Annotated in this window: 14 protein-coding genes; 6 read left to right on the top strand and 8 right to left on the bottom strand. The window is 68.1% G+C overall.

The annotated features are described in order from the left end of the window. The first annotated feature begins 132 nt into the window (after positions 1 to 132). On the top strand, positions 133 to 765 hold the full coding sequence (locus JQX13_RS35595; RefSeq protein WP_203403896.1) for a TIGR02265 family protein: 633 nt from the start codon (positions 133 to 135) through the stop codon (positions 763 to 765). Positions 766 to 828: 63 nt separating this feature from the next. Here JQX13_RS35595 and JQX13_RS35590 read toward each other — a convergent pair whose 3' ends face one another. Together JQX13_RS35590 and tgt are read right to left on the bottom strand one after the other, a co-directional pair. Further along, positions 829 to 1,677 (bottom strand): MnmC family methyltransferase, encoded by an 849-nt coding sequence (locus JQX13_RS35590; protein WP_203403895.1) that lies wholly within the window; start codon positions 1,675 to 1,677, stop codon positions 829 to 831. 4 nt (positions 1,678 to 1,681) lie between these two features. Beyond that, complete coding sequence (tgt, locus tag JQX13_RS35585; RefSeq protein ID WP_239014049.1) at positions 1,682 to 2,935, bottom strand: tRNA guanosine(34) transglycosylase Tgt; 1,254 nt, start codon at positions 2,933 to 2,935, stop codon at positions 1,682 to 1,684. Positions 2,936 to 3,209: 274 nt separating this feature from the next. On the opposite strand from tgt, the gene JQX13_RS35580 reads away from it, so the two are divergent. The 4 genes from JQX13_RS35580 (at position 3,210) to JQX13_RS35565 (ending at position 10,922) form a co-directional block, all read left to right on the top strand. Then, a complete protein-coding gene (locus JQX13_RS35580; RefSeq protein WP_203403894.1) occupies positions 3,210 to 4,436 on the top strand; it encodes a class I SAM-dependent methyltransferase in 1,227 nt (408 codons plus the stop codon). After that, the gene (locus JQX13_RS35575) at positions 4,412 to 5,554 is read left to right on the top strand and encodes a glycosyltransferase (RefSeq protein WP_203403893.1); all 1,143 of its coding nucleotides are present in this window, start codon (positions 4,412 to 4,414) and stop codon (positions 5,552 to 5,554) included. Before JQX13_RS35580 ends, JQX13_RS35575 begins: the two co-directional genes overlap by 25 nt. 22 nt (positions 5,555 to 5,576) lie before the next feature. After that, entirely contained in the window at positions 5,577 to 9,134 is a 3,558-nt protein-coding gene (locus JQX13_RS35570; RefSeq protein ID WP_203403892.1) for a glycosyltransferase, read from the top strand. Between the two features lie 189 nt (positions 9,135 to 9,323). Further along, the gene (locus tag JQX13_RS35565; protein ID WP_203403891.1) at positions 9,324 to 10,922 is read left to right on the top strand and encodes an ABC-F family ATP-binding cassette domain-containing protein; all 1,599 of its coding nucleotides are present in this window, start codon (positions 9,324 to 9,326) and stop codon (positions 10,920 to 10,922) included. 30 nt (positions 10,923 to 10,952) lie between these two features. On the opposite strand, the gene JQX13_RS35560 is transcribed toward JQX13_RS35565, so the two are convergent. Continuing rightward, entirely contained in the window at positions 10,953 to 11,990 is a 1,038-nt protein-coding gene (locus tag JQX13_RS35560) for a YihY/virulence factor BrkB family protein (protein WP_203403890.1), read from the bottom strand. A gap of 128 nt (positions 11,991 to 12,118) precedes the next feature. Further along, positions 12,119 to 13,243 carry an alpha/beta fold hydrolase gene (locus JQX13_RS35555; RefSeq protein ID WP_203403889.1) on the bottom strand — a complete coding sequence of 375 codons (1,125 nt, stop codon included), beginning with the start codon at positions 13,241 to 13,243 and terminating at the stop codon, positions 12,119 to 12,121. 77 nt (positions 13,244 to 13,320) lie between these two features. On the opposite strand from JQX13_RS35555, the gene JQX13_RS35550 reads away from it, so the two are divergent. Beyond that, positions 13,321 to 15,525: a glycosyltransferase gene (locus JQX13_RS35550; RefSeq protein WP_203403888.1), complete on the top strand. Its 2,205-nt coding sequence runs from the start codon at positions 13,321 to 13,323 to the stop codon at positions 15,523 to 15,525. 6 nt (positions 15,526 to 15,531) lie between these two features. Here JQX13_RS35550 and rfbC read toward each other — a convergent pair whose 3' ends face one another. The 4 genes from rfbC to rfbB all read right to left on the bottom strand — a co-directional run bounded on the left by rfbC (position 15,532) and on the right by rfbB (position 18,995). Then, a complete protein-coding gene (gene rfbC / locus JQX13_RS35545) occupies positions 15,532 to 16,083 on the bottom strand; it encodes a dTDP-4-dehydrorhamnose 3,5-epimerase (RefSeq protein WP_203403887.1) in 552 nt (183 codons plus the stop codon). Next, positions 16,080 to 16,961, bottom strand: coding sequence for a glucose-1-phosphate thymidylyltransferase RfbA (rfbA, locus tag JQX13_RS35540; RefSeq protein WP_203403886.1), 882 nt, complete (start codon positions 16,959 to 16,961; stop codon positions 16,080 to 16,082). The genes rfbC and rfbA overlap by 4 nt, the downstream gene beginning before the upstream one ends. A 99-nt stretch (positions 16,962 to 17,060) precedes the next feature. Then, positions 17,061 to 17,960 (bottom strand): SDR family oxidoreductase, encoded by a 900-nt coding sequence (locus tag JQX13_RS35535; RefSeq protein WP_203403885.1) that lies wholly within the window; start codon positions 17,958 to 17,960, stop codon positions 17,061 to 17,063. Positions 17,961 to 17,975: 15 nt separating this feature from the next. Next, the gene (gene rfbB / locus JQX13_RS35530) at positions 17,976 to 18,995 is read right to left on the bottom strand and encodes a dTDP-glucose 4,6-dehydratase (protein WP_203403884.1); all 1,020 of its coding nucleotides are present in this window, start codon (positions 18,993 to 18,995) and stop codon (positions 17,976 to 17,978) included. Positions 18,996 to 19,041 lie beyond the last annotated feature (46 nt).

The following is a 19,041-nucleotide window of genomic DNA, read 5'->3' as shown; positions in this document are numbered from 1 at the left end:
GGATCAAGTGCATACAGGCTGTTCCAGGCTCCCCCTGAACTCCTGGTTTTTGTTCACTGAGCGTACACAAGTGCACGCTCCCTGAACGGGCCTGTAGCGCGGAGGGCAGGCACCGGATATACCGGCATTCCTATGACCGGCGAAAAGCTCGTCTACGCAGGAACCGTCGAAGCGCTCTTCCTCAGGGCCCTCGAGAACCGTCTCACGCCCGCGTGCCGCATGCGCCTGCGCGAGGCCGGCCTCGACCTCGACCAGAAGCTGTCTCCCACCTACACACTCGAGCAGTGGAAGCAGTTCCTCCGCATCGCGGCGGATCACGTCTACGCGGGGATGCCCGCCGAGGCTGCCTACTACTCGCTCGGTGAGCGGTTCATCGATGGTTACTTCTCCACCCTCTTCGGACGCGCGCTGCTCGGCATGGCCCGGCTGCTCGGCCCCAGGAGGGCGCTGACCCAGGCCCGGCTCTGCTTCCGGACCAGCACCAATTGCAGTGAGGTACGAATCGTCGAGCGTGGGCCGAACGAGGTGGAGTTCTCGCTCACGGACATCGGGGCGGACCTGCCGACCTTCGTGGCGGGCGTCCTGGCCCGTGCGGCGGAGCTGGCGGGCGGTCAGCGCGTCGTCGCCATTCCCGAGGGCTTCGACGGCCAATCCGCCACCTACCACGTCCGTTGGTCCGAGCAGGCCGAGACCGCCGTCGCGCCCGAGCTCGCCGCACGGGGTACCGCCGCGAGCGGTGCCTCGACGACCCAGCCTCCGGCGTAGGAGTCCCTCGTCCCACCCGGGCATCGCCCGAGCCTCACGGAAGGGCTCGGGCGCTACCGGCGCTCAGCCCACGCGCCACTGGGGATGGGCGAGCACCCGCGCCTCGAGCTCCGGCGTGAGTGGCTCCCCATGGGGCGCGCGGGAGGAGGAGCGGCGCCAGCGCTCCAGCCAGCGCTCCCCGAGCGGTAGAGCCAGGGACTCGCGGCGCGTGGCCGCCACCGTCGTCTCTCCCTTGGTGCCCGTGGACACGCCCGCGCCCACGTAGAAGCCGGCCAGCAGCAGCGTGACGCGCGTGGGCGTGGCCGCGCTGTACGTCAGCAGCAACGCGCCCTCTCCGTCCTCCCGGCAGCAGGCCCTCACCCGCGACAGCACCGCGGTGGTCCACATCTCCGGGTTGGACGCCGGGGAGAACGGATCGAAGAACACCAGGTCCGCCCGGGGCAGCCCCGCGTCGATCAGTCCCTGCGCGTCTCCCAGGTGCAGCCGCCAGCGCAGGCCCTCCCCTTCCCAGACACCGTCGCGCATGAGCGCCTCGGCCGCCTCGCGGAAGGGTTGCAGGAAGGGGAAGCCCGCCGCGTCCGCCAGCGCGAGCCGCAGCGGCGCCAGGTCCACCTCGAAGCTCACCAGCTCCAGGGCCCGCCGGCGCTCGGAGCCCAGCTCGCGCGCACAGGTGAGCGCCGCCACGGCGTTGGTGGCGGCCCCCAGGCCCACGTCGTGGATGACGAGCGGCTCGCCCGAGGTACGCAGGCGCTCGGCCAGGCACGGCTGCTCCACGTAGAGGCGCAGGGCCTCCTGCCATGGGCCCACCGAGGGGTGCATCACCTCTCCGTGCCCGAGGTGCCGCACCGCCCGCGAGCCGTTGCGCAACGTCACCAGCTCGAAGTCACCATCGCGAGGGTTCTCGGAGTCCACGCGCTCAGCCCACTTCCTTGAGGGTCACGGCGCCGGGGCCCACCTCGAGCTTCGCTTCCTTGAGATCCTTGGGCGTGGCGACGGCCTGCTTCAGCTCGCGATAGGCCTGCGCGTAGGAGCCCTTGAGGATGGCATCGCGCATCCTCCAGGTGAGCTGCTGGTAGTGGTGCACGTTGTGCACGGACAGCATGCGCGAGCCCGTGTGGTGCTTGCCGCTCATGAGGTGCTGCAGGTAGCCGCGGCTGTAGCGCTTGCAGACGTAGCAGTCGCACGTGGGATCCAACGGCTCGTCCGAGAGACGGAACACCTGGCGGGTAATCCGGACGAGGCCCTGGAAGGTGTAGGCGTAGCCCTGCTGCGCCATCTTCGTGGGGATGATGCAGTCGAACATGTCCACGCCGCGCAGCACGGCCTCGAGCAGATCCGTGGGGGTGCCCACGCCCATGAGGTAGCGGGGCTTGTCCTGGGGCAGCGACGCGGCGGCGCGAGCCGTCATGGCCTTGCGCTCCTCGTTCGTCTCGCCCACCGCGAGGCCGCCGATGGCGAAGCCGTCGAAGGGGTGCTGGGTGAGGAAGGCGGCGCTCTCGTCGCGCAGGTGCGGGTGCACGCCGCCCTGGACGATGGCGAAGAGGGCCTGGCCGGTGTCCACCTTGTTCTTGGCCGCGAGGCTGCGCAGCGCCCAGCGGTGGGTGCGCTCCATGGCCTCGCGCGTGCCCGCCTCGTCCGTGCGCGAGTCGATGCACACGTCCAGCACCATCATGATCTCCGAGTTGATCGCCTGCTGCATGGCGATGCTGGACTCGGGGCTGAGGAGCTGGCGGCTGTTGTCGTGGAAGCTGCGGAAGTGGGCGCCCTTCTCGGTGATGAGCCGATCCTCGGGGAGGGAGAAGATCTGGAACCCGCCCGAGTCGGTGAGCACCGCTCCATCCCACTGCATGAAGGGGTGGATGCCGCCGAAGCGCTGGAACACGTCGATGCCCGGCTTGAGCATCAGGTGGTACGTGTTGGACAGGAGGATCTTCGCCCCGGTGGCCTTCACCTCCTCCATGCTCAGGTGGCGGAAGGAGGCGTGGGTGCCCACGGGCATGAAGACGGGCGTGGGGATGGAGCCACGACGGGTGTGAAGCACCCCGGCACGGGCTCCCGTGGGGTCGGTGGTGACGAGCTCGAAGCGAACGGCCATTTCCGAGCCCTTATACCCGTGACGGGCGCGGGACATGCCCGCTATCTGCTCGGCGCTCGTCTCCTTCCCCTCCAAGCTCGCGCTCCGCCTCCTGACACTCCATGGCCGAGCGGCGCTTCACTGAGGGAGCACCTTGGGACAAGGAAATAATTGGTTCCATGTAAACCAAGAGCGCCGCTGAAATTCCACGTTCTGGAATGAACGCATGTGCCCTGCGAACCCACTGCCCGACAAAGGCCCTACTGGGAGAGCGCCCGGGCAGGCGCAGCGCGTGTCCGTCAGCAACCCTATTCGAGGGCCACGAAATCTGGTTTAAGCCCCCTCCTTTGCGGAAGAACTTTGACTCCACATGGATCCGACCGGCGAGAGATTCCTACCCAACATGGGCCTCCAGATCGCGCTGGAGCACTGGCACCGCTACTTCCTGGTCGCAGAGCTCGTTCGGGGTAGGACCGTGGTCGATGTCGCCTCGGGTGAGGGCTACGGCAGCGCGTACCTTGCCCGCTTCGCGGATAAGGTCGTGGGCGTGGATGTGAGCCGGGAGGCGCTCGAGCACGCCCGTTCCCGTTACGTGCGGCCCAACCTCGAGTTCCTCGAGGGCTCCGTGACGGCACTGCCCCTGGCCGATGCGAGCGTGGACGTCGTCATCTCGTTCGAGACGCTCGAGCACGTCGGGGAGGCGGAGCAACAGCGTTTCCTGCAGGAAGTGCATCGGGTGCTGCGCAAGGGCGGACAGCTGATCCTCTCCACCCCGGACAAGGCCGTCTACAGCACGGCGCGCGACTACGCGAACCCCTACCACCTCCACGAGCTCGAGCGGACGCAGTTCACCCAACTGCTCGAGGCCCGCTTTCCCCAGGTCCACATCGCCCAGCAGCGGGCCGGGTACTTCAGCCTCGTCACGAGTGACAAGCCCCTGGCCTCGTACTCCGTGACGACGGATGACCGGGGTGAGTTCGTGAGCGCGGAACGCCCGCTCTCGTACGAGTACCTCATCGCCGTGTGCTCGCTCGAGCCGGGCTCCGACGTGCGCCTGCCGGAGAGCGTCACCTTCGACGCGAGCATCCTCACGTCCATGCAGGACCACGTGACGCAGCAGCTCGTGTCCGCGCAGGCCGTGGCGGAGGAGCGCGCCCAGGAAATCGCCCGGCTCATCGCCGAGCGCCGGGAAGAGAAGGCCCGGCTGGATACGCAGCTCATCTCCGCGCAGGCCGTGGCGGAGGAGCGCGCCCGGGAAATCGCCCGGCTCATCGCCGAGCGCCAGGAAGAGATGGCCCGGCTGGATACGCAGCTCATCTCCGCGCAGGCCGTGGCGGAGGAGCGCGCCCGGGAAATCGCCCGGCTCATCGCCGAGCGCCAGGAAGAAAAGGCCCGGCTGGATGCGCAGCTCATCTCCGCGCAGGCCGTGGCGGAGGAACGCGCCCGGGAAATCGCCCGGCAGAACGAGCGCCTCGACCAGTGTCGCCAGGAATGCGAGCAGCTTCGCACCCGGCTGCGTCCCATCAACTACTCGCGAGCGCTCATCTCCCGCCTCTATTCGAAGGGACGACAATGGATCAGCAATCCGCACTCGTGAGTGTCGTCATTCCGTCCTACAACCATCGCCGGTTCATTGGCGAGGCGGTGGATGGCGTCCTGCGGCAGACGCACGCGAACGTCGAGTGCATCATCGTGGACGACGGCTCGCGCGATGGCTCCCCCGAGTACCTGAAGGAGCGCTACGCGAACGAGCCGCGCGTGCGTCTCTTCAGCCGCGAGAACCGGGGTGCGCACAACACCCTCAACGAGGCCATCGGCCACGCGCGCGGGCAGTTCATCTCCATCCTGAACTCCGACGACGTCTATGCGGACACGCGCCTCGAGCGGATGCTCGCCGCGGCCCGCGAGGCGAACGGTCCCTTCTTCGGGATCTCCGCGGTGGAGATCGTCGACGAGGCGGGTCGGCCCTGCACCGGAGGTCCGCGCGGCTACTACGAGCGCGTGTGCCAGAAGGCCGCGGGCGGGCCGCCGTCCGCCGGGTTCTGGGTGGGCAACATCGCCATGACCACGTCGAACTTCTTCTTCTCGCGAGAGGTGTTCGACACGCTGGGGGGCTTCCGCTCGCTGCGCTACGCGCACGACTGGGACTGGGCCCTGCGGGTCACCGAGCGCCATGGTGTTCGCCGGCTGGAGGAGCCGCTGCTGCACTACCGCGTGCACGACACCAACACCATCTCCGAGTCGAACATCTGGAAGCACGTGTGCGAAAACGCCTTCGTCTTCGCCTCGGCGCTGGGGCGGCAGGGACTCGCGCCGCGCGGGGTTCCGAACGGGTGCTCCGCGTCCGAGGTGATGTCGTTCCTGCTGCGCAACGAGAGCTTCCTGCCGCTGCCCACCCTGTACCTGCGCTCGCTCGGACAGACGGACGCGGAGTTGGAGAGCGCGCTCGCGGACGGCTCACTGGAGCGAGCGCTGAAGGATCTCCTCGATCGATCGGGGGTCTCACTCGATCTGCTGTTGTCGGCCGAGCACCTGCAGGGGCTGGTTCGCAAGGCGAACGCTCCCGCGGAGGCCAGGCCGCAGCCCGAAACGGGGTTGCTCGAGGACGGCAAACGCCTGATGGCCAAGCACCTGCCCGAGGTTGTAGTGCGCAACGCCTCCCTCATGCGGACGTTGCTGCACGCGATGAGGGCCCGCCTGGCGCCCAGGGCGTGAGAGGAGTTGGGACGGTCACGGCATGATAGGACAGAAGGGGACTCTGGCGGTGAATGTGACCACGGTCGATGTGTGGGATACGCTTCTCAGGCGACGCTGTCATCCCGATGAGACGAAGCTCGCGGCGGCCCGGTATGTGCTCCTGAAGTACGGGTCCACGCTGCTTCCGGGCTACCGTACCCAGCGAGCCATCCACGAGCGGCGCCGCGCCAGCGAGGTGGAGATCGGCGACCAGCGCAAGCGCGAGGGGCTGGACGACGAGTACGAGCTGCGCGAGGTCTGGGCGCTCACGTTGGGCACCATCGCGCCGCACGTGTCCGAGGCCCAGCACGCCGCGATGGTGAAGGACGTCTGCGCGCAGGAGTGGGCCGCCGAGTTCAACGTGAGCTACCCGGACGCGCGCATCGGCCGGCTGTTGTCGCGCGTGGCGTCCGGGCACGAGCTGTACTTCCTCAGCGATTTCTACGTCCCCAGCGCGCAGCTCCACGAGCTCATCGCGGCCAAACACCCGGAGCTGGCCCTTCACGGAGGCATGTCCTCGTGCTCGGAGCGCGTGAACAAGCGCTCGGGGCGGCTCTTCACCCGCTTCCAGGAGAAGAGCGGCGTCACGCCCCCACGGCACCAGCACATCGGGGACAACGAGCAGTCGGACGTCGCCGTTCCGCGCAGCCATGGCATCAAGGCCGTGCACTTCTTCAACCCGGACGAGGAGCGCAAGCGGCAGCGGCTCGCGCACCAGTTCCAACGGCGCATGGCGGGAGACCTCACCCCGTACTGGCGGGCGCTCAAGGAGCGGCTGCGCACGCACCACAAGGCGGGCGCCCTCACGCGAGCGGATCGCCACTTCAACCTGGGCGTGAAGTATTCACCCGTGCTCGTGCTCTACGTCGTGTTCGCGCTGGAGCGTGCGCTGGCCGAGGGCGTGAAGCGCGTCTACTACTTCACGCGCGAGGGGGAGATCCTCAAGGAGATCCACGAGCGCATCCTCGCCTCGAATCCCGGGCTGGAGCTGCCGGCGGCCGAGGTGCTCGAGGTCAGCCGTATCGCCACCTTCGGCGCATCCATCCAGCAGCTCAACCTCACGGAGCTCAACCGCCTCTGGACGATGTACCCGCGCCACTCGCTGCGCACCTTCCTGACCTCGCTGGGGGTCCAGGTGGAGGCGGTCGCGGAGCTGGTGAAGGAGTCCGGCGTCTCCCTGGAGGAGGTCATCGAGCGGCCGTGGGAGGACGCGCGCTTCCGGGGGCTGCTCGCCAACGAGCGGTTCTGCAACACCCTCCTCCAGGCCCTGAAGGGGCGGCGCGATCTGCTGCTGCGCTACCTGGAGCAGAAGGGCATCACCCCGGAGTCGAAGCGGGTGCTGGTGGTGGACATCGGGTGGCGGGGCACCATCCAGGACAACTTGGCGCGCGTTCTTCCCCAGGTGCACTGGAGCGGTCTGTTCCTGAGCCTCTTCCGGTTCCTCAACCCGCAGCCGGCCAATTGCACCAAGACCGGCTTCCTGTTCGACGACAACCGGGGCGATCACGGTGAGCACCTGCTCGCTCCGCAGGCGCCCATCGAGATGCTGTTCAACTCGGAGAACGGCAGCGTCACGGGCTATCGGCTGGTGGAGGGCAGGGTCCAGGCGGAGCGGCTGACGGACCCTGGCGAGAACCGGGTCCACGAGCAGTTCACGCGGGACTTCCACCGGGGCGTCCTCGCCTCGGCGCCCACCGTCTGGGCGTTCCTGCAGGAGCGCGGTCTGCTCTCGAGCGACCTGTCCCGGTTCGTCACCCAGACGCTCTCGGGCCTGCTGGCCAGACCGCCCTTCCCGGTGGCCAGTGCCTACTTCCAGCTCGAGCACAACGAGACGTTCGGCAATGGCGTCTTCGTGAAGCAGAACCACCAGCTGCAGTTGGACCAGCTCGTCCGCACGCGCCGCCCGAGGGCCATGCTCGAGGACCTCAAGCGCCAGGCCACCGCGAGCGGGTGGAACGCCGGCTTCTACGCGGTCAACCACCTGACGGGCATGCAGCAGCTTCGCCATGGCGCGAAGGACGTCGTGCGCGGCGCCATCCACCGCGGACGGCTGCTGGCCGATCTCGGCCGCAACATCTGGCGCGAGTCCCGGGCGAAGGGCATGCCCTCCGTCCTGGAGGAGATGCGCGGCGCGCTCCAGAAACGCGGCCCGGGCAAGGAGCTTCGCCCCTTGTTGGAGGTGGTCGGCGACGTCGATCTCCAGGACGAGCTGCGCCTGAACTTCAACGCCCTCCACCGCAAGGACCGTCAGCTCGACGCGCTCCCGCTGGTGATGAGTTGGATCATTCCGGACATCGGGATGGGCTCCGGTGGCCACATGAGCATCCTGCGCTTCGTGCGCTACTTCCAGTCGCTGGGCGTCACGAACCGCGTCTATGTGCACGGCCGTTCGGAGCACGGCTCGCCGCAGGCGCTGCGCCAGTTCATGGAGGGGCACTACCAGCCGCTGCCGGGCGTGGACATCCACGACACGACCGCGCACGTCGAGGAGAGCGACGTCCTCCTGGCGACGCACTGGTCGACGGCGTACGCCGTGTACGAGCGCCAGAACACCCGTTTCAAGGCGTACTTCATCCAGGACTTCGAGCCGCACTTCTACCCGAAGGGCTCGCTCGGGGTGTTCGCGGAGAACACCTACCGGATGAACCTGTTCGGCATCTCGGCCAGCCCCTGGCTCCACCAGATGATGACCGGCCGCTATGGAATGCAGGGGTGCTTCTTCCACCTCGGCTACGAGCCCGGCGTCTACTTCCCCGACCCCCGGTTCGAGCGCGACCCGCACCGGGTGCTCGTCTACATGCGTCCGAGCACCGAGCGGCGGGGAACCGAGCTGCTGCTGGCCGCGCTGGCCCACGTGAAGGAGCAGCGCCCGCAGACGCGCATCGCCATCTTCGGCACGGGTGACCTCGGCTACCGCGACGTGCCCTTCGAGGCGACGGTCCTGGGACTGCAGAACGAGGAACAGCTGCGCCAGCAGCACAGCTCGTCGGCCATCACCCTGCTGACCTCGCTCACCAACTACTCGCTCCTGCCCATCGAGGCCATGGCGTGTGGCGCGGTGGTCGTGGACGTCGACGTGGAGAGCATGCGTGGCACGTTCGGGGACGACTCGCCGGTGGTGCTCGCCCCGCCCGATCCCCTGGGCATCGCGCGCACCGTCATCGGCATCCTCGACGACCGCGTCAGGCGCGAGCGGCTCTCGGCCGAGGGGCTCGCGTACGTGAAGGAGTTCAGCTGGGAGTCGTCGTTCGTCCACGTGGAGAACGCGTTCGTCGAGGCCTACTTCGGCAAGCGTCAGCCCGCGGGACTCCCGGACGGCTCGCTCGTACGAGGCATCGGTGGCGCCCGCGTCTTCCTGGTCCAGGGCGGCGTGAAGTACCACATTCCTTCCGAGGCCGAATTCAAGGCGCGCGGGCTCCGCTTCGAGGACGTCCTGGAGCTCCCGGTGAAGCAGCTGCTGATCATGCCCAATGGCGGGCCCATCCAGAACGCCGACGCCCAGCCCAGGGCCAGCGACGCCATGGAGCCCGCGCGCAGGAAAGAGCGGAGCCACGGCTGAGCGGTTCGAGGGGGAACTCCGCTCGGTAGCCCACCAGGCGGGCAGTCAGGTATCTGGCGGGCATCCTACATCGGAGCCTGCCTGATGGGGCCTGATTCCCGCCTCTCCGGGGGCATAGAAGACCGCTCATCGGGGGTTACAAGGGGTCCTCACTTCCGGCCGCCTCCCCCTTTCGCTAGAAGCGCCCCCATGTTCACCATCACCAACGTCTCCAAGGCCTACGGGCCCAAGAAGCTCTTCGAGGAGGTCAACGTCGCCTTCTCGCCCGGCCGCCGCTACGGTCTCACCGGCCCCAACGGGGCGGGCAAGTCCACGTTCATGAAGATCCTCGCGGGAGACGAGGAAGCGGACATGGGCACCATCTCCCGCCCCAACAAGCTGGGGATCCTCCGCCAGGACCACTTCCGCTACGAGAACGATCGCGTCCTCGATGTCGTCCTCATGGGCAACAAGGCCCTCTGGGACGCCATGAAGGAGAAGGACACCATCCTCGCGAAGTCCGACATCACCGAGGAGGACGGCAACCGGCTGGGCGAGCTGGAGATGGTCATCGCCGAGGAGGACGGCTACAGCGCCGAGTCCGAGGCGGCCTCGTTGCTCGAGGGTCTGGGCATCCCCGCCTCCACCCACGAGGGGCCCATGAAGCAGCTCACCGGCGGCCTCAAGCTGCGCGTGCTGCTCGCCCAGGCGCTCTTCGGCAAGCCCCAGGGGCTGCTGCTCGACGAGCCCACGAACAACCTGGACATCGCCTCCATCCGCTGGCTGGAGACGTTCCTCATGGCCTTCGAGGGCGTGCTCATCACCATCAGCCACGACCGGCACTTCCTCAACTCCATCTGCACGCACATCGCGGACATCGATTACGAGACCATCATCCAGTACACCGGTGGCTACGATGACATGGTGAGGCAGAAGGCCCAGCTGCGCAGCCGGGTCGAGTCCGAGGTCTCCGAGAAGAAGAAGAAGATCGCCCAGCTGCAGGACTTCGTCGCCCGCTTCCACGCCGGTACGCGCGCCTCCCAGGTGCAGAGCCGCATCAAGCAGATCGAGAAGCTGAAGACGGACGATCTCAAGCGCTCGAACATCGCGCGGCCCTTCATCCGCTTCGACGTGAAGCAGGCCAGCGGCAAGCAGACGCTGCAGTTCGATGGCATCACCAAGAGCTACGACGGCCAGACGGTCGTCCAGCCCTTCAGCGGCCTGGTATGCAAGGGCGAGAAGATCTGCGTCATCGGCCGCAACGGCGTGGGTAAGTCCACCCTGGTGAAGATGCTCGCCGGACAGGTGGAGGCGGACGCGGGGAAGATCACCTGGGGCCACCAGGCCTCCATGGGCTACCTGCCGCAGGACCACCACGGCACCATCCGCAAGGGCACCACGGCCTTCGAGTGGCTGCGCGACATCAACACCAAGCTCACCAACGAGGAGATCTCCGGTGTGCTGGGCCGGATGCTCTTCTCGGGCGAGGAGCGGATGAAGCCCACGGACACCCTGTCCGGTGGTGAGACGGTGCGCCTGCTGCTCTGCAAGCTGATGCTCAACCAGGACAACGTGCTCATCTTCGACGAGCCCACCAACCACCTGGACCTGGAGTCCATCAGCGCCCTGGCCGAGGGCCTTCAGAAGTACGAGGGCACCGCCATCATCGTGACGCACGACCAGGAGCTCATCTCCGAGGTGGCCACCCGCATCTGGAGCCTGGAGGCGGGCAAGCCCGTCAACGACTTCAACGGGACCTTCGCCGAGTTCCTCGAGAAGAACCCGTACCACGCCGCCCAGCGTCGGTAGCCGAGCGGCGGGCCGTGCGCGCGCGGTGGCCTAACGGCTGCCGCGGCGCAACAGGAACCACCCCAACCCGAAGCCCGTGGCCCAGGTGGTCGCCGCCCCCAGCGGCGTCATCCGGGCCGGCTCGGGCCTCCTCGGAGGCGGCGGACGCAGGCGCTCCTCGAGATCCTTCTGCTCCCGCTCCCGCTTCTGGCCCTTGGTCATGGTGGGGCCTCCCGGGCGTGGCCGCTTCTCCCCTGGGGACTTGCCTTCCGGTGAGCGGTGCTCGAGCACCGCGTTGATCTCCGCGCCCAGCAGGATGACCTGCGAGGAGATCCACATCCACAGCAGCAACACGATGACACCGCCGAGCGCGCCGTAGTTCGCGTCGTAGCTGCCGAAGTTGCGCACATACACCGAGAAGCCCCAGGACGCAGCCAGCCAGATGATGACGCCCACCACCGAGCCGGGCGTGATGAACCTGAAGGTCTGCTTCACGTCCGGCAGGAAGTAGTAGATGAGCGCCCACACCAGCATGATCAGCAGGCCCGCGAAGGGTAGGCGCAGCCACATGACCAGGGTGCCAAATGGCTCCCCCAGGAAGTTGGCGAAGGCCGGCGTGGCCACCATGGCCAGCGAGGCGAGGATGGAGAGCACCGCGCCCCCCAGCGTCACCAGGATGGCGATGCCTCGCACCTTCCAGAAGGGCCGGGACTCCTCCACGTCATAGACGGTGTTGAGCGCGTCCATCATCGCCACTACCCCGCCCGAGGCGGCCCACACCGCGCCGAGCGCACCTACCGTCAGCAGCCCCACGTTGCTGCCCTCCGCCAGATCATGCAGGCGCTGGCCGACGATCTGCGTCACCGCATCCGGTGCCACCCGGCCCAACTCCTGGATCAGCACCTCGGCTCGAGCGGGATCGATGATGACGCTCGCGAGCGCCACGAGGAACAGGAGGAACGGGAACAGCGCCAACACGCCGAAGAACGTCACCGCTCCAGCCACATTGCTGATCTTGTCGTTCTGGTACTCGTTCTTCAGTTCCGTGAAGAACTCCTTCCAGCTCATCCCCTTGCCTGGGAGAACCATCGCGCCTCCTTCCGGGTGACGAGGCAAGGATGCGCACTCCGCTCGCCTACCCCAGCCTGTTCCTCGGAGCATACGGGCCCGCTCGCTCGTCCCCTCTCGGAGCATCCGGAGCAGCGGCCCCCGGGCCGTCACCGGGTGACACGGCCCGAGGCGGCGCGCTCCAGGAACACGAGCAGGGGTGTCCACACCTCGAGGGGCGCCCGGTCGCCGAGGATCAGGTCCACGTGGCCATAGTCCGCGGCGAGGCCCGTCCGGGTACCGAGCAGCCGCCACGCCTTGGGTCCGCCCAGGGCCAGATAGCCATCATGCACCGCGCGTACGGAGGCCAGCTGGTCCCCCTCCCCCGCCATCACCAACACCGGCACCCGCACGCGTGCGAGGCCCTCGCGGTAGTCCCGGCCTCCCTCCCTGCTGGTGAAGCGACCGGTGCGACTCATCCGGACGAAATCCTCCACCACGCCGCCGGAGAGCTCGCCGAAGACACACGAGGCGAAGCGCCGCCACCGCTCGCGCGGGGTGTTGCGCGTGTCGAAGACGAAGCGCTCCACCGGATTGCCCCGCAGCCAGGCCTGCACCGGAGCCGTCAGCGAGGACAGGAGGCCCATGTCGAGCGTGTCCTCCCGCGACACCAGGCCCGAGCCCAGCTCCGCGAGCCCCACCAGCCAGGGCGAGCTCCGGTCCAGGCGCGTGGGCCCGGCCAGGGTCACCGCCGCGCCCACGCCCTCGCCGTCCTCGGCCAGGTACGCGTAGAGCAACAGCGCCCCCAGGCTGTAGGCCACGACATCCACCTGCTCGGAGCGGGTGCGCTGGCGCACGGTGCGCAGGGCCGCGCGGAAGTCCTCGCGCCAGAGTGTGTCGAGCCCATAGCCCGGCATGCGTCCCGCCGCCGCGTCCGTGCGATCCGAGTCACCGGTGCCTCGTACCGACACCGTCCACACCTCGCGGCCATGCGCCGCCAACCATCCCGCGAGGCTGTGAGCCGGCTCCAGCAGCAGGCTCACGTCGCCCGACGCCAACCCTGGCACGAGCAGCACAGGACGTCCCCGCGCCGGCCCCTCGGAGGGGATGCGCCGCATCGCCAGGCTCCAGCCGTCCGATGTCCGGATGCGCAAGGACTCGGAGGGCAGCGCGACCGCGGCCCGGAGCCCCGGGCCCGTGGCACAGCCCGAGACCAACAGCGCGAACAGCAGCACGGGCACATGGAGGCCACGAACCACCCCGCGTCCATCACCACCCTGGCGGAACTCCGTCATATCCCCGGATGATGGTATAGAGCGCGCCCGCGAGCGACCATCCGCGGCGTCTGGCGAATGGCGCGCGCAGCGAATCCATGGCGCAAGACAATCCGTTGGTGACCGTCATCATCCCCATGAAGAACGGGGGTGCCCTGTTGAGCGAGTGCCTCTCCTCGGTGTTCTCCCAGCAGACGGACTTCCCCTTCGACGTGCTGTGCGTGGACTCCGGCTCCCGGAATGGCTCCGTGGACGTCATCCGCTCGTTCCCCGCGAGGTTGCTCGAGCTCGACCCCGCCAGCACCCGTCTCGGCTCCGCCCTCAACCTGGCCATCCAGAACAGCCCCAGCCCCTTCGTGGCGCTCCTCTCCCCGGAGGTCGTCCCGGCGGACGCCTCGTGGCTGCGCGAACTGCTCGCGCCGATGCGGGAGAACGAGCAGGTGGCCGGCGTCTTCGGACGCCACGTGGCGCCCCCCGGCGGCTCCCCCTCGCGAGGAGACACCGACACCACCTTCACCCGCATCCGTCCGGGCCCCGAGGGCTGGGCCCACTACGAAGCCCACAGGCCCCAGTACCACCTCTTCTCCGACAACACGGCCCTGCGCCGCTCGGTATGGGCCCAGTTCCCCTTCCGGGACATGGAGCCCATGGTGCTCCAGCGCTGGGTGGCGGACATCCTGGAGGCTGGCTACACCAAGGCCTATACCCCCCGGGCCGTGGTGCGGGACAGCCGCAACCCATCCCCGTGGACCCAGGTCCGCCGTGCCTTCGACGAGGCGCGCTTCTATCGCGAGCACTTCGATTCTCCGCACATGCCCGGCATCCGCGAGCTGCTGCGCGACAGGCCGGGCGTCACGCTCGGACGAGACGTGGGGCAGGCGTTGGGCTGGTTCCTGGGCGAGCGCCACGAGTTGCTCCCCACGAGCATGGTGCGCCGCTTCTCCCCGCATCCCGGGCTCGGGGAGGAGGCCACGCACGGCGCCCCTCTGCCACCGCTGCACCAGGAGGTGAAGAGGCTCTGGCGGGACACACGGGCCGAGCGTGGCCGGCTGGGTACGCTCGCCCAGCTCACCCGCCAGACCGTCGCGCACTGGCGCAAGTACCAGACCCAGGGCCTCAGCCGGACCCTGGTCGACATCCGGCGCGCGCTGCGCTCCCAGGGGAAGACCTCGCGGCCCTGGTGGGAGGAGGCGCACTACTCATTCATGGACACGGCCAGTGGCCTGTCGCCCGGCACGCCGGTCGTGCGCCGACAGGTGGATCCAAAGCACCTGGTCCTCAACTGGGTCGTCCCGTCCTTCGGCCGGGGCGGAGGTGGGCACATGACCATCTTCCGCACCATCCAGTTGCTGGAGCGGCTGGGGCACTCGTGCCGGATCTACCTGGTGGACAGCGCGCACATGCCCACCGAGCCCATGCGGCTGCAGGCACTGGTGCACGAGTGGTACCTGCCCATCGCCGCTCCCGTGCGTCATCTGAACGGAGAGATGGAGCCGGCGGACGTGGTGCTGGCCACGTCCTGGAACACCGCCTACCCGGTGCGGGCCAGCCACTGCGCTCCGGCCAGGGTCTACTTCATCCAGGACTTCGAGCCGGCCTTCTACCCGATGGGAGCCGAGTGGCAGTTCGCGGAGGACACCTACCGCTTCGGCTTCTACGGGCTGACGGCGGGCCCCTGGCTCGAGCAGATGATGCGCGAGAAGTACGGCATGCACGCCCGGAGCTTCCCGCTCGCGGTGGAGCATGACGTCTACTACCCGGAGCCCGTGCCGAAGGGAGCGCGCCGCCGGGTCTTCGCCTACATGAGGCCGCACACGCCCCGCCGGGGCTTCCAACTCGCGGCCCTCGCCCTGCGCAAGGTGAAGGAGCGCTTCCCCGAGGTGGAGATCCACATCGCGGGCACGCACATGCCGGACTCGTCCCTGCCCTTCCCCTTCGTGGGGCATGGCATGCTGGACTTCGCCGGGCTGCGGCGGGTGTTCTCCAGCAGCGACGTGGCGCTCTGCATCTCCTTCACCAACTACAGCCTGCTGCCGCAGGAGATCGCCGCGTGCGGCTGCCCGGTGGTGGACATCGACGTGGAGAGCACCCGCGCCGCCTACCCGAAGGACGCGGTGGTGCTGGCGCCTCCCAACGTGGAAGGCGTCGCACACGAAATCAGCCACCTCCTCGAGGACGAGCCCTACCGCCAGCGGCAGATCGCCGCCGGTTTCGAGTACGTGCGAGGACTGTCCTGGGACACGTCCATCCTCCATACGGCCCAGGCGCTCGAGGAGTTCGCCCTGCTCGGCGCGAAGAAGTAGCGGAGCTCAACCCGCGTAGACGGGCAGCACCGGCGCGTCCTTCAGCCGCGGCGCGGCCGCGTCCTTGGGCGACAGCAGCGGCGACGTCACCGGCCAGGGGATGCCCAGATCCGGATCGTTCCAGGCGATGCCCCGCTCGGTGGTGGGCGAGTAGAAGTCCGTGCACTTGTAATGGAAGTCCGCGCTCTCGGAGAGGACGCAGAAGCCGTGCGCGAACCCCGGCGGCACCCACAACTGGCGCCGGTTGTCCGCGCTCAGCTCCACGCCCACCCACCTGCCAAAGGTCGGCGAGCCGCGGCGGACGTCCACCGCCACGTCATAGACGGCGCCCACCAGCACCTGAACCAGCTTGCCCTGCGCGTTCGGCTCCTGGAAGTGCAGGCCGCGAAGGATCCCCTTCGCCGAGCGCGAGAAGTTGTCCTGCACGAAGGGCCCGGAGATGCCGACCTCCGCGTAGCGCTTCGCATGGAACATCTCCATGAAGAAGCCACGATCGTCGCCGAAGCGCTTGGGCTCGAGGAGGAGGACCCCTGGCAACTCCGTCTGGATGATGTTCATGTCCGGGCCCCCTTGTTCTCGATGAGATCCAGCAGGTAGCGCCCGTACTCGTTCTTGCGCATGGGGTGCGCCAGCTCCGCCACCTGGTCCGCGGAGATGTAGCCCATGCGGAAGGCGATCTCCTCGGGGCACGCCACCTTGAGGCCCTGTCGGTGCTCGATGATCTGGATGAAGTTGGAGGCCTCCATCAACGACTCGTGGGTACCGGTGTCCAGCCACGCGTAGCCACGCCCCATCAGCTCCACCTGGAGCTGATTCTGGCGCAGATAGGCGATGTTGACGTCGGTGATCTCCAGCTCGCCACGCGCGGAGGGCTTGAGGTTCTTCGCGATGTCCAGCACCTGGTTGTCGTAGAAGTACAGGCCCGTCACCGCGTAGTTGGACTTGGGCTTCGCCGGCTTCTCCTCGAGGCTCAGCGCACGGCCCTGCGCGTCCAGTTCCACCACGCCGTAGCGCTCCGGATCCTTCACGTAGTAGCCGAACACGGTGGCGCCCGACTCGCGCGCCGCCGCGCGCTTCACCTGCTCACTCAAGCCATGGCCGTAGAAGATGTTGTCGCCGAGGATGAGGGAGACCGGATCCCTGCCCACGAATTCGCGGCCGATGATGAAGGCCTGGGCGAGCCCATCCGGGCTGGGCTGAACCGCGTACTGGAAGTTCACGCCCCACTGCCTGCCGCTGCCCAACAGTTCCTCGAAGCGCGGCAGGTCCGTGGGCGTGGAGATGATCAGGATGTCCCGGATGCCCGCCAGCATCAGCGTGGTGACCGGGTAGTAGATCATCGGCTTGTCATAGACGGGCAGCAGCTGTTTGCTGACCACACGCGTGAGTGGATACAGCCGCGTGCCGGAGCCACCGGCGAGAACGATTCCCTTCATGACTTTCCTCGCAGGGTCCGCCGGACGCGGTACGACCTGGCCCTCGGACACCATCGGATACGGGTGTCATCGGGCTATATCCGGCCCGATGGAACCGGTTCAAGCACTGCGCCCCACCTTCCAGGCGGAGTGAAAGCGGGCGAGCGCCTCGGCGAGCGGCAGCGGCTGCGAGCGGAGCTGCGAGCGAACCTTGTCCACCTTCAGGCCGCTGCGCAGCGGGCGAGGGCTCGCGAGCTTCATGTCCGCCAGGCGGGTAGGCGTGATGAGTCCCGGGTCGAAGCCGAATACCTCGCAGAGCGCGCGGCCGAAGCTGACGCGATCCACCACGTCCGCGCCGCAGGTGTTCCAGATGCCGCCCAGCTTGCGCTCACCCAGCTCCACCAGCATTTCGGCCACGCTGTCGGCGAGACTCGCGGAGACGAACTGGTCCTCGAAGAGACGGACCTGCTGCCCCTTCTCCAGGGCCCCCACCATCCAGGCGCCGAAGTTGGGACGACCCGCGGCCGGCCAGCCGAACACCACGGCCGTGCGCGCGATGGCGCAGCCGGGAACGAAGGTGCGCGCCGCCTGCTCCCCCATGTGCTTGGTGAGGGCGTACACACCGCGAGGGTTGGGCAGCGCCTGCTCGTCATAGGGCCCGTGCTCACCGTCGAAGACATAGTCGGTGGACACGTGCACCAGGTGCGCGCCCAGCTTGCGCGCGCCCCGGGCCACCGCCTCCACGGCGGTGACGTTGGCCGCGTACGCCTGCTCCGGCTCGCGCTCACAGGCGTCCACCTCCGTCATGGAGGCGGGATGGATGATGACCTCGGGGGCCGCGGCCGCGATGGCGGAGCCCACGTCCTGCTCGCGCGTGAGGTCGCACTCCACATAGCGGTAGGCGCCCACCGTGCGGCGTGGACCGCGGCCCAGACCCACCACCTCGTGCCCGCCCTTCTCGAGGAGCGCGCACACGCGGCTGCCCACCAGCCCGTTGGAACCCGTGACGAGGAATCGCATGGAGAGGCCCTTGGCTCAGCCGTTGAGGCGCGCGCGATACTGCGTGTCGAAGTATTGGCGGTACGCGCCGCTCATCACGCGCTCCCACCAGGCCGGATTGTCCACGTACCAGCGCACCGTCTCCTGGAGGCCCTGCTCGAAGGTGTGCGAGGGCGTCCAACCCAGCTCCGTGCGGATCTTCGTCGGGTCGATGGCGTAGCGCCGGTCATGCCCCGGACGATCCTTCACGTACTTGATGAGGGACTCGGGCTTGTTCAGCAGGCCGAGGATCGCCTTGACGATCTCGATGTTCTTGCGCTCGGAGTTGCCACCGATGTTGTAGACCTGACCGGCCCTGCCCTTCTCCAGCGCGGTGAGCAGCGCCGAGCAGTGGTCCTCCACGTGGAGCCAGTCGCGCACGTTGGCGCCGTCGCCGTAGACGGGCAGCGGCTTGTCGTGCAGGGCGTTGACCACCATGAGCGGAATCAGCTTCTCGGGGAACTGGTAGCGGCCGTAGTTGTTCGAGCAGCGCGTCACCACCACGTCCATGCCGAAGGTGTGGTGCCAGGCCAGCGCGAGAAGATCCGAGCTCGTCTTGGAAGCCGAGTAGGGGCTGGAGGGCTGCAGCGGCGAGGTCTCGGTGAAGTAGCCGGTGGGGCCGAGCGAGCCGTACACCTCGTCGGTGGAGACCATGAGGAAGCGCTTGATGCCGCGCACGCGGCTGGCCTCGAGCAGCTGCTGGGTGCCCAGCACGTTGGCCTGGATGAAGGCCTCGGGGCCGAGGATGGAGCGGTCCACGTGGCTCTCGGCCGCCAGGTGCATGACGGCGTCGATGCGGTGCACGCCCATCAGGTGCTCGACGAGCTCACGGTTGGCCACGTCACCGCGCACGAAGACGTGCTTGGGATCGCCCTCGAGCTCCTTGAGGTTCTCCAGGTTGCCCGCGTACGTGAGCTTGTCCAGGTTGATGACGGTCCAGTCCGGGCGCACACGGCGCAGGTACTTGACGAGGTTGGACCCAATGAAACCGCAGCCACCTGTGACAAGGACGTTCATCGACGAACTCGGAGAGTAAAGATGTGAATACCGAGGGGCCTGAGTA

Source organism: Archangium violaceum (genome assembly GCF_016859125.1).
Taxonomy (GTDB): Bacteria; Myxococcota; Myxococcia; order Myxococcales; family Myxococcaceae; genus Archangium; species Archangium violaceum_A.
Note: the sequence above shows the minus strand (reverse complement) of the source record. Positions and strands in the feature narration are given on the sequence as shown.

Excerpts from the sequence above, each read along its gene's own strand:
- JQX13_RS35595 (WP_203403896.1), top strand. The coding sequence starts at position 133 with ATGACCGGCGAAAAGCTCGTCTACGCAGGAACCGTCGAAGCGCTCTTC.
- JQX13_RS35580 (WP_203403894.1), top strand. The coding sequence starts at position 3,210 with ATGGATCCGACCGGCGAGAGATTCCTACCCAACATGGGCCTCCAGATC.
- JQX13_RS35575 (WP_203403893.1), top strand. The coding sequence starts at position 4,412 with ATGGATCAGCAATCCGCACTCGTGAGTGTCGTCATTCCGTCCTACAAC.
- JQX13_RS35570 (WP_203403892.1), top strand. The coding sequence starts at position 5,577 with ATGATAGGACAGAAGGGGACTCTGGCGGTGAATGTGACCACGGTCGAT.
- JQX13_RS35565 (WP_203403891.1), top strand. The coding sequence starts at position 9,324 with ATGTTCACCATCACCAACGTCTCCAAGGCCTACGGGCCCAAGAAGCTC.
- JQX13_RS35560 (WP_203403890.1), bottom strand. The coding sequence starts at position 11,990 with ATGGTTCTCCCAGGCAAGGGGATGAGCTGGAAGGAGTTCTTCACGGAA.
- JQX13_RS35555 (WP_203403889.1), bottom strand. The coding sequence starts at position 13,243 with ATGACGGAGTTCCGCCAGGGTGGTGATGGACGCGGGGTGGTTCGTGGC.
- JQX13_RS35550 (WP_203403888.1), top strand. The coding sequence starts at position 13,321 with ATGGCGCAAGACAATCCGTTGGTGACCGTCATCATCCCCATGAAGAAC.
- rfbC (WP_203403887.1), bottom strand. The coding sequence starts at position 16,083 with ATGAACATCATCCAGACGGAGTTGCCAGGGGTCCTCCTCCTCGAGCCC.
- rfbA (WP_203403886.1), bottom strand. The coding sequence starts at position 16,961 with ATGAAGGGAATCGTTCTCGCCGGTGGCTCCGGCACGCGGCTGTATCCA.
- JQX13_RS35535 (WP_203403885.1), bottom strand. The coding sequence starts at position 17,960 with ATGCGATTCCTCGTCACGGGTTCCAACGGGCTGGTGGGCAGCCGCGTG.
- rfbB (WP_203403884.1), bottom strand. The coding sequence starts at position 18,995 with ATGAACGTCCTTGTCACAGGTGGCTGCGGTTTCATTGGGTCCAACCTC.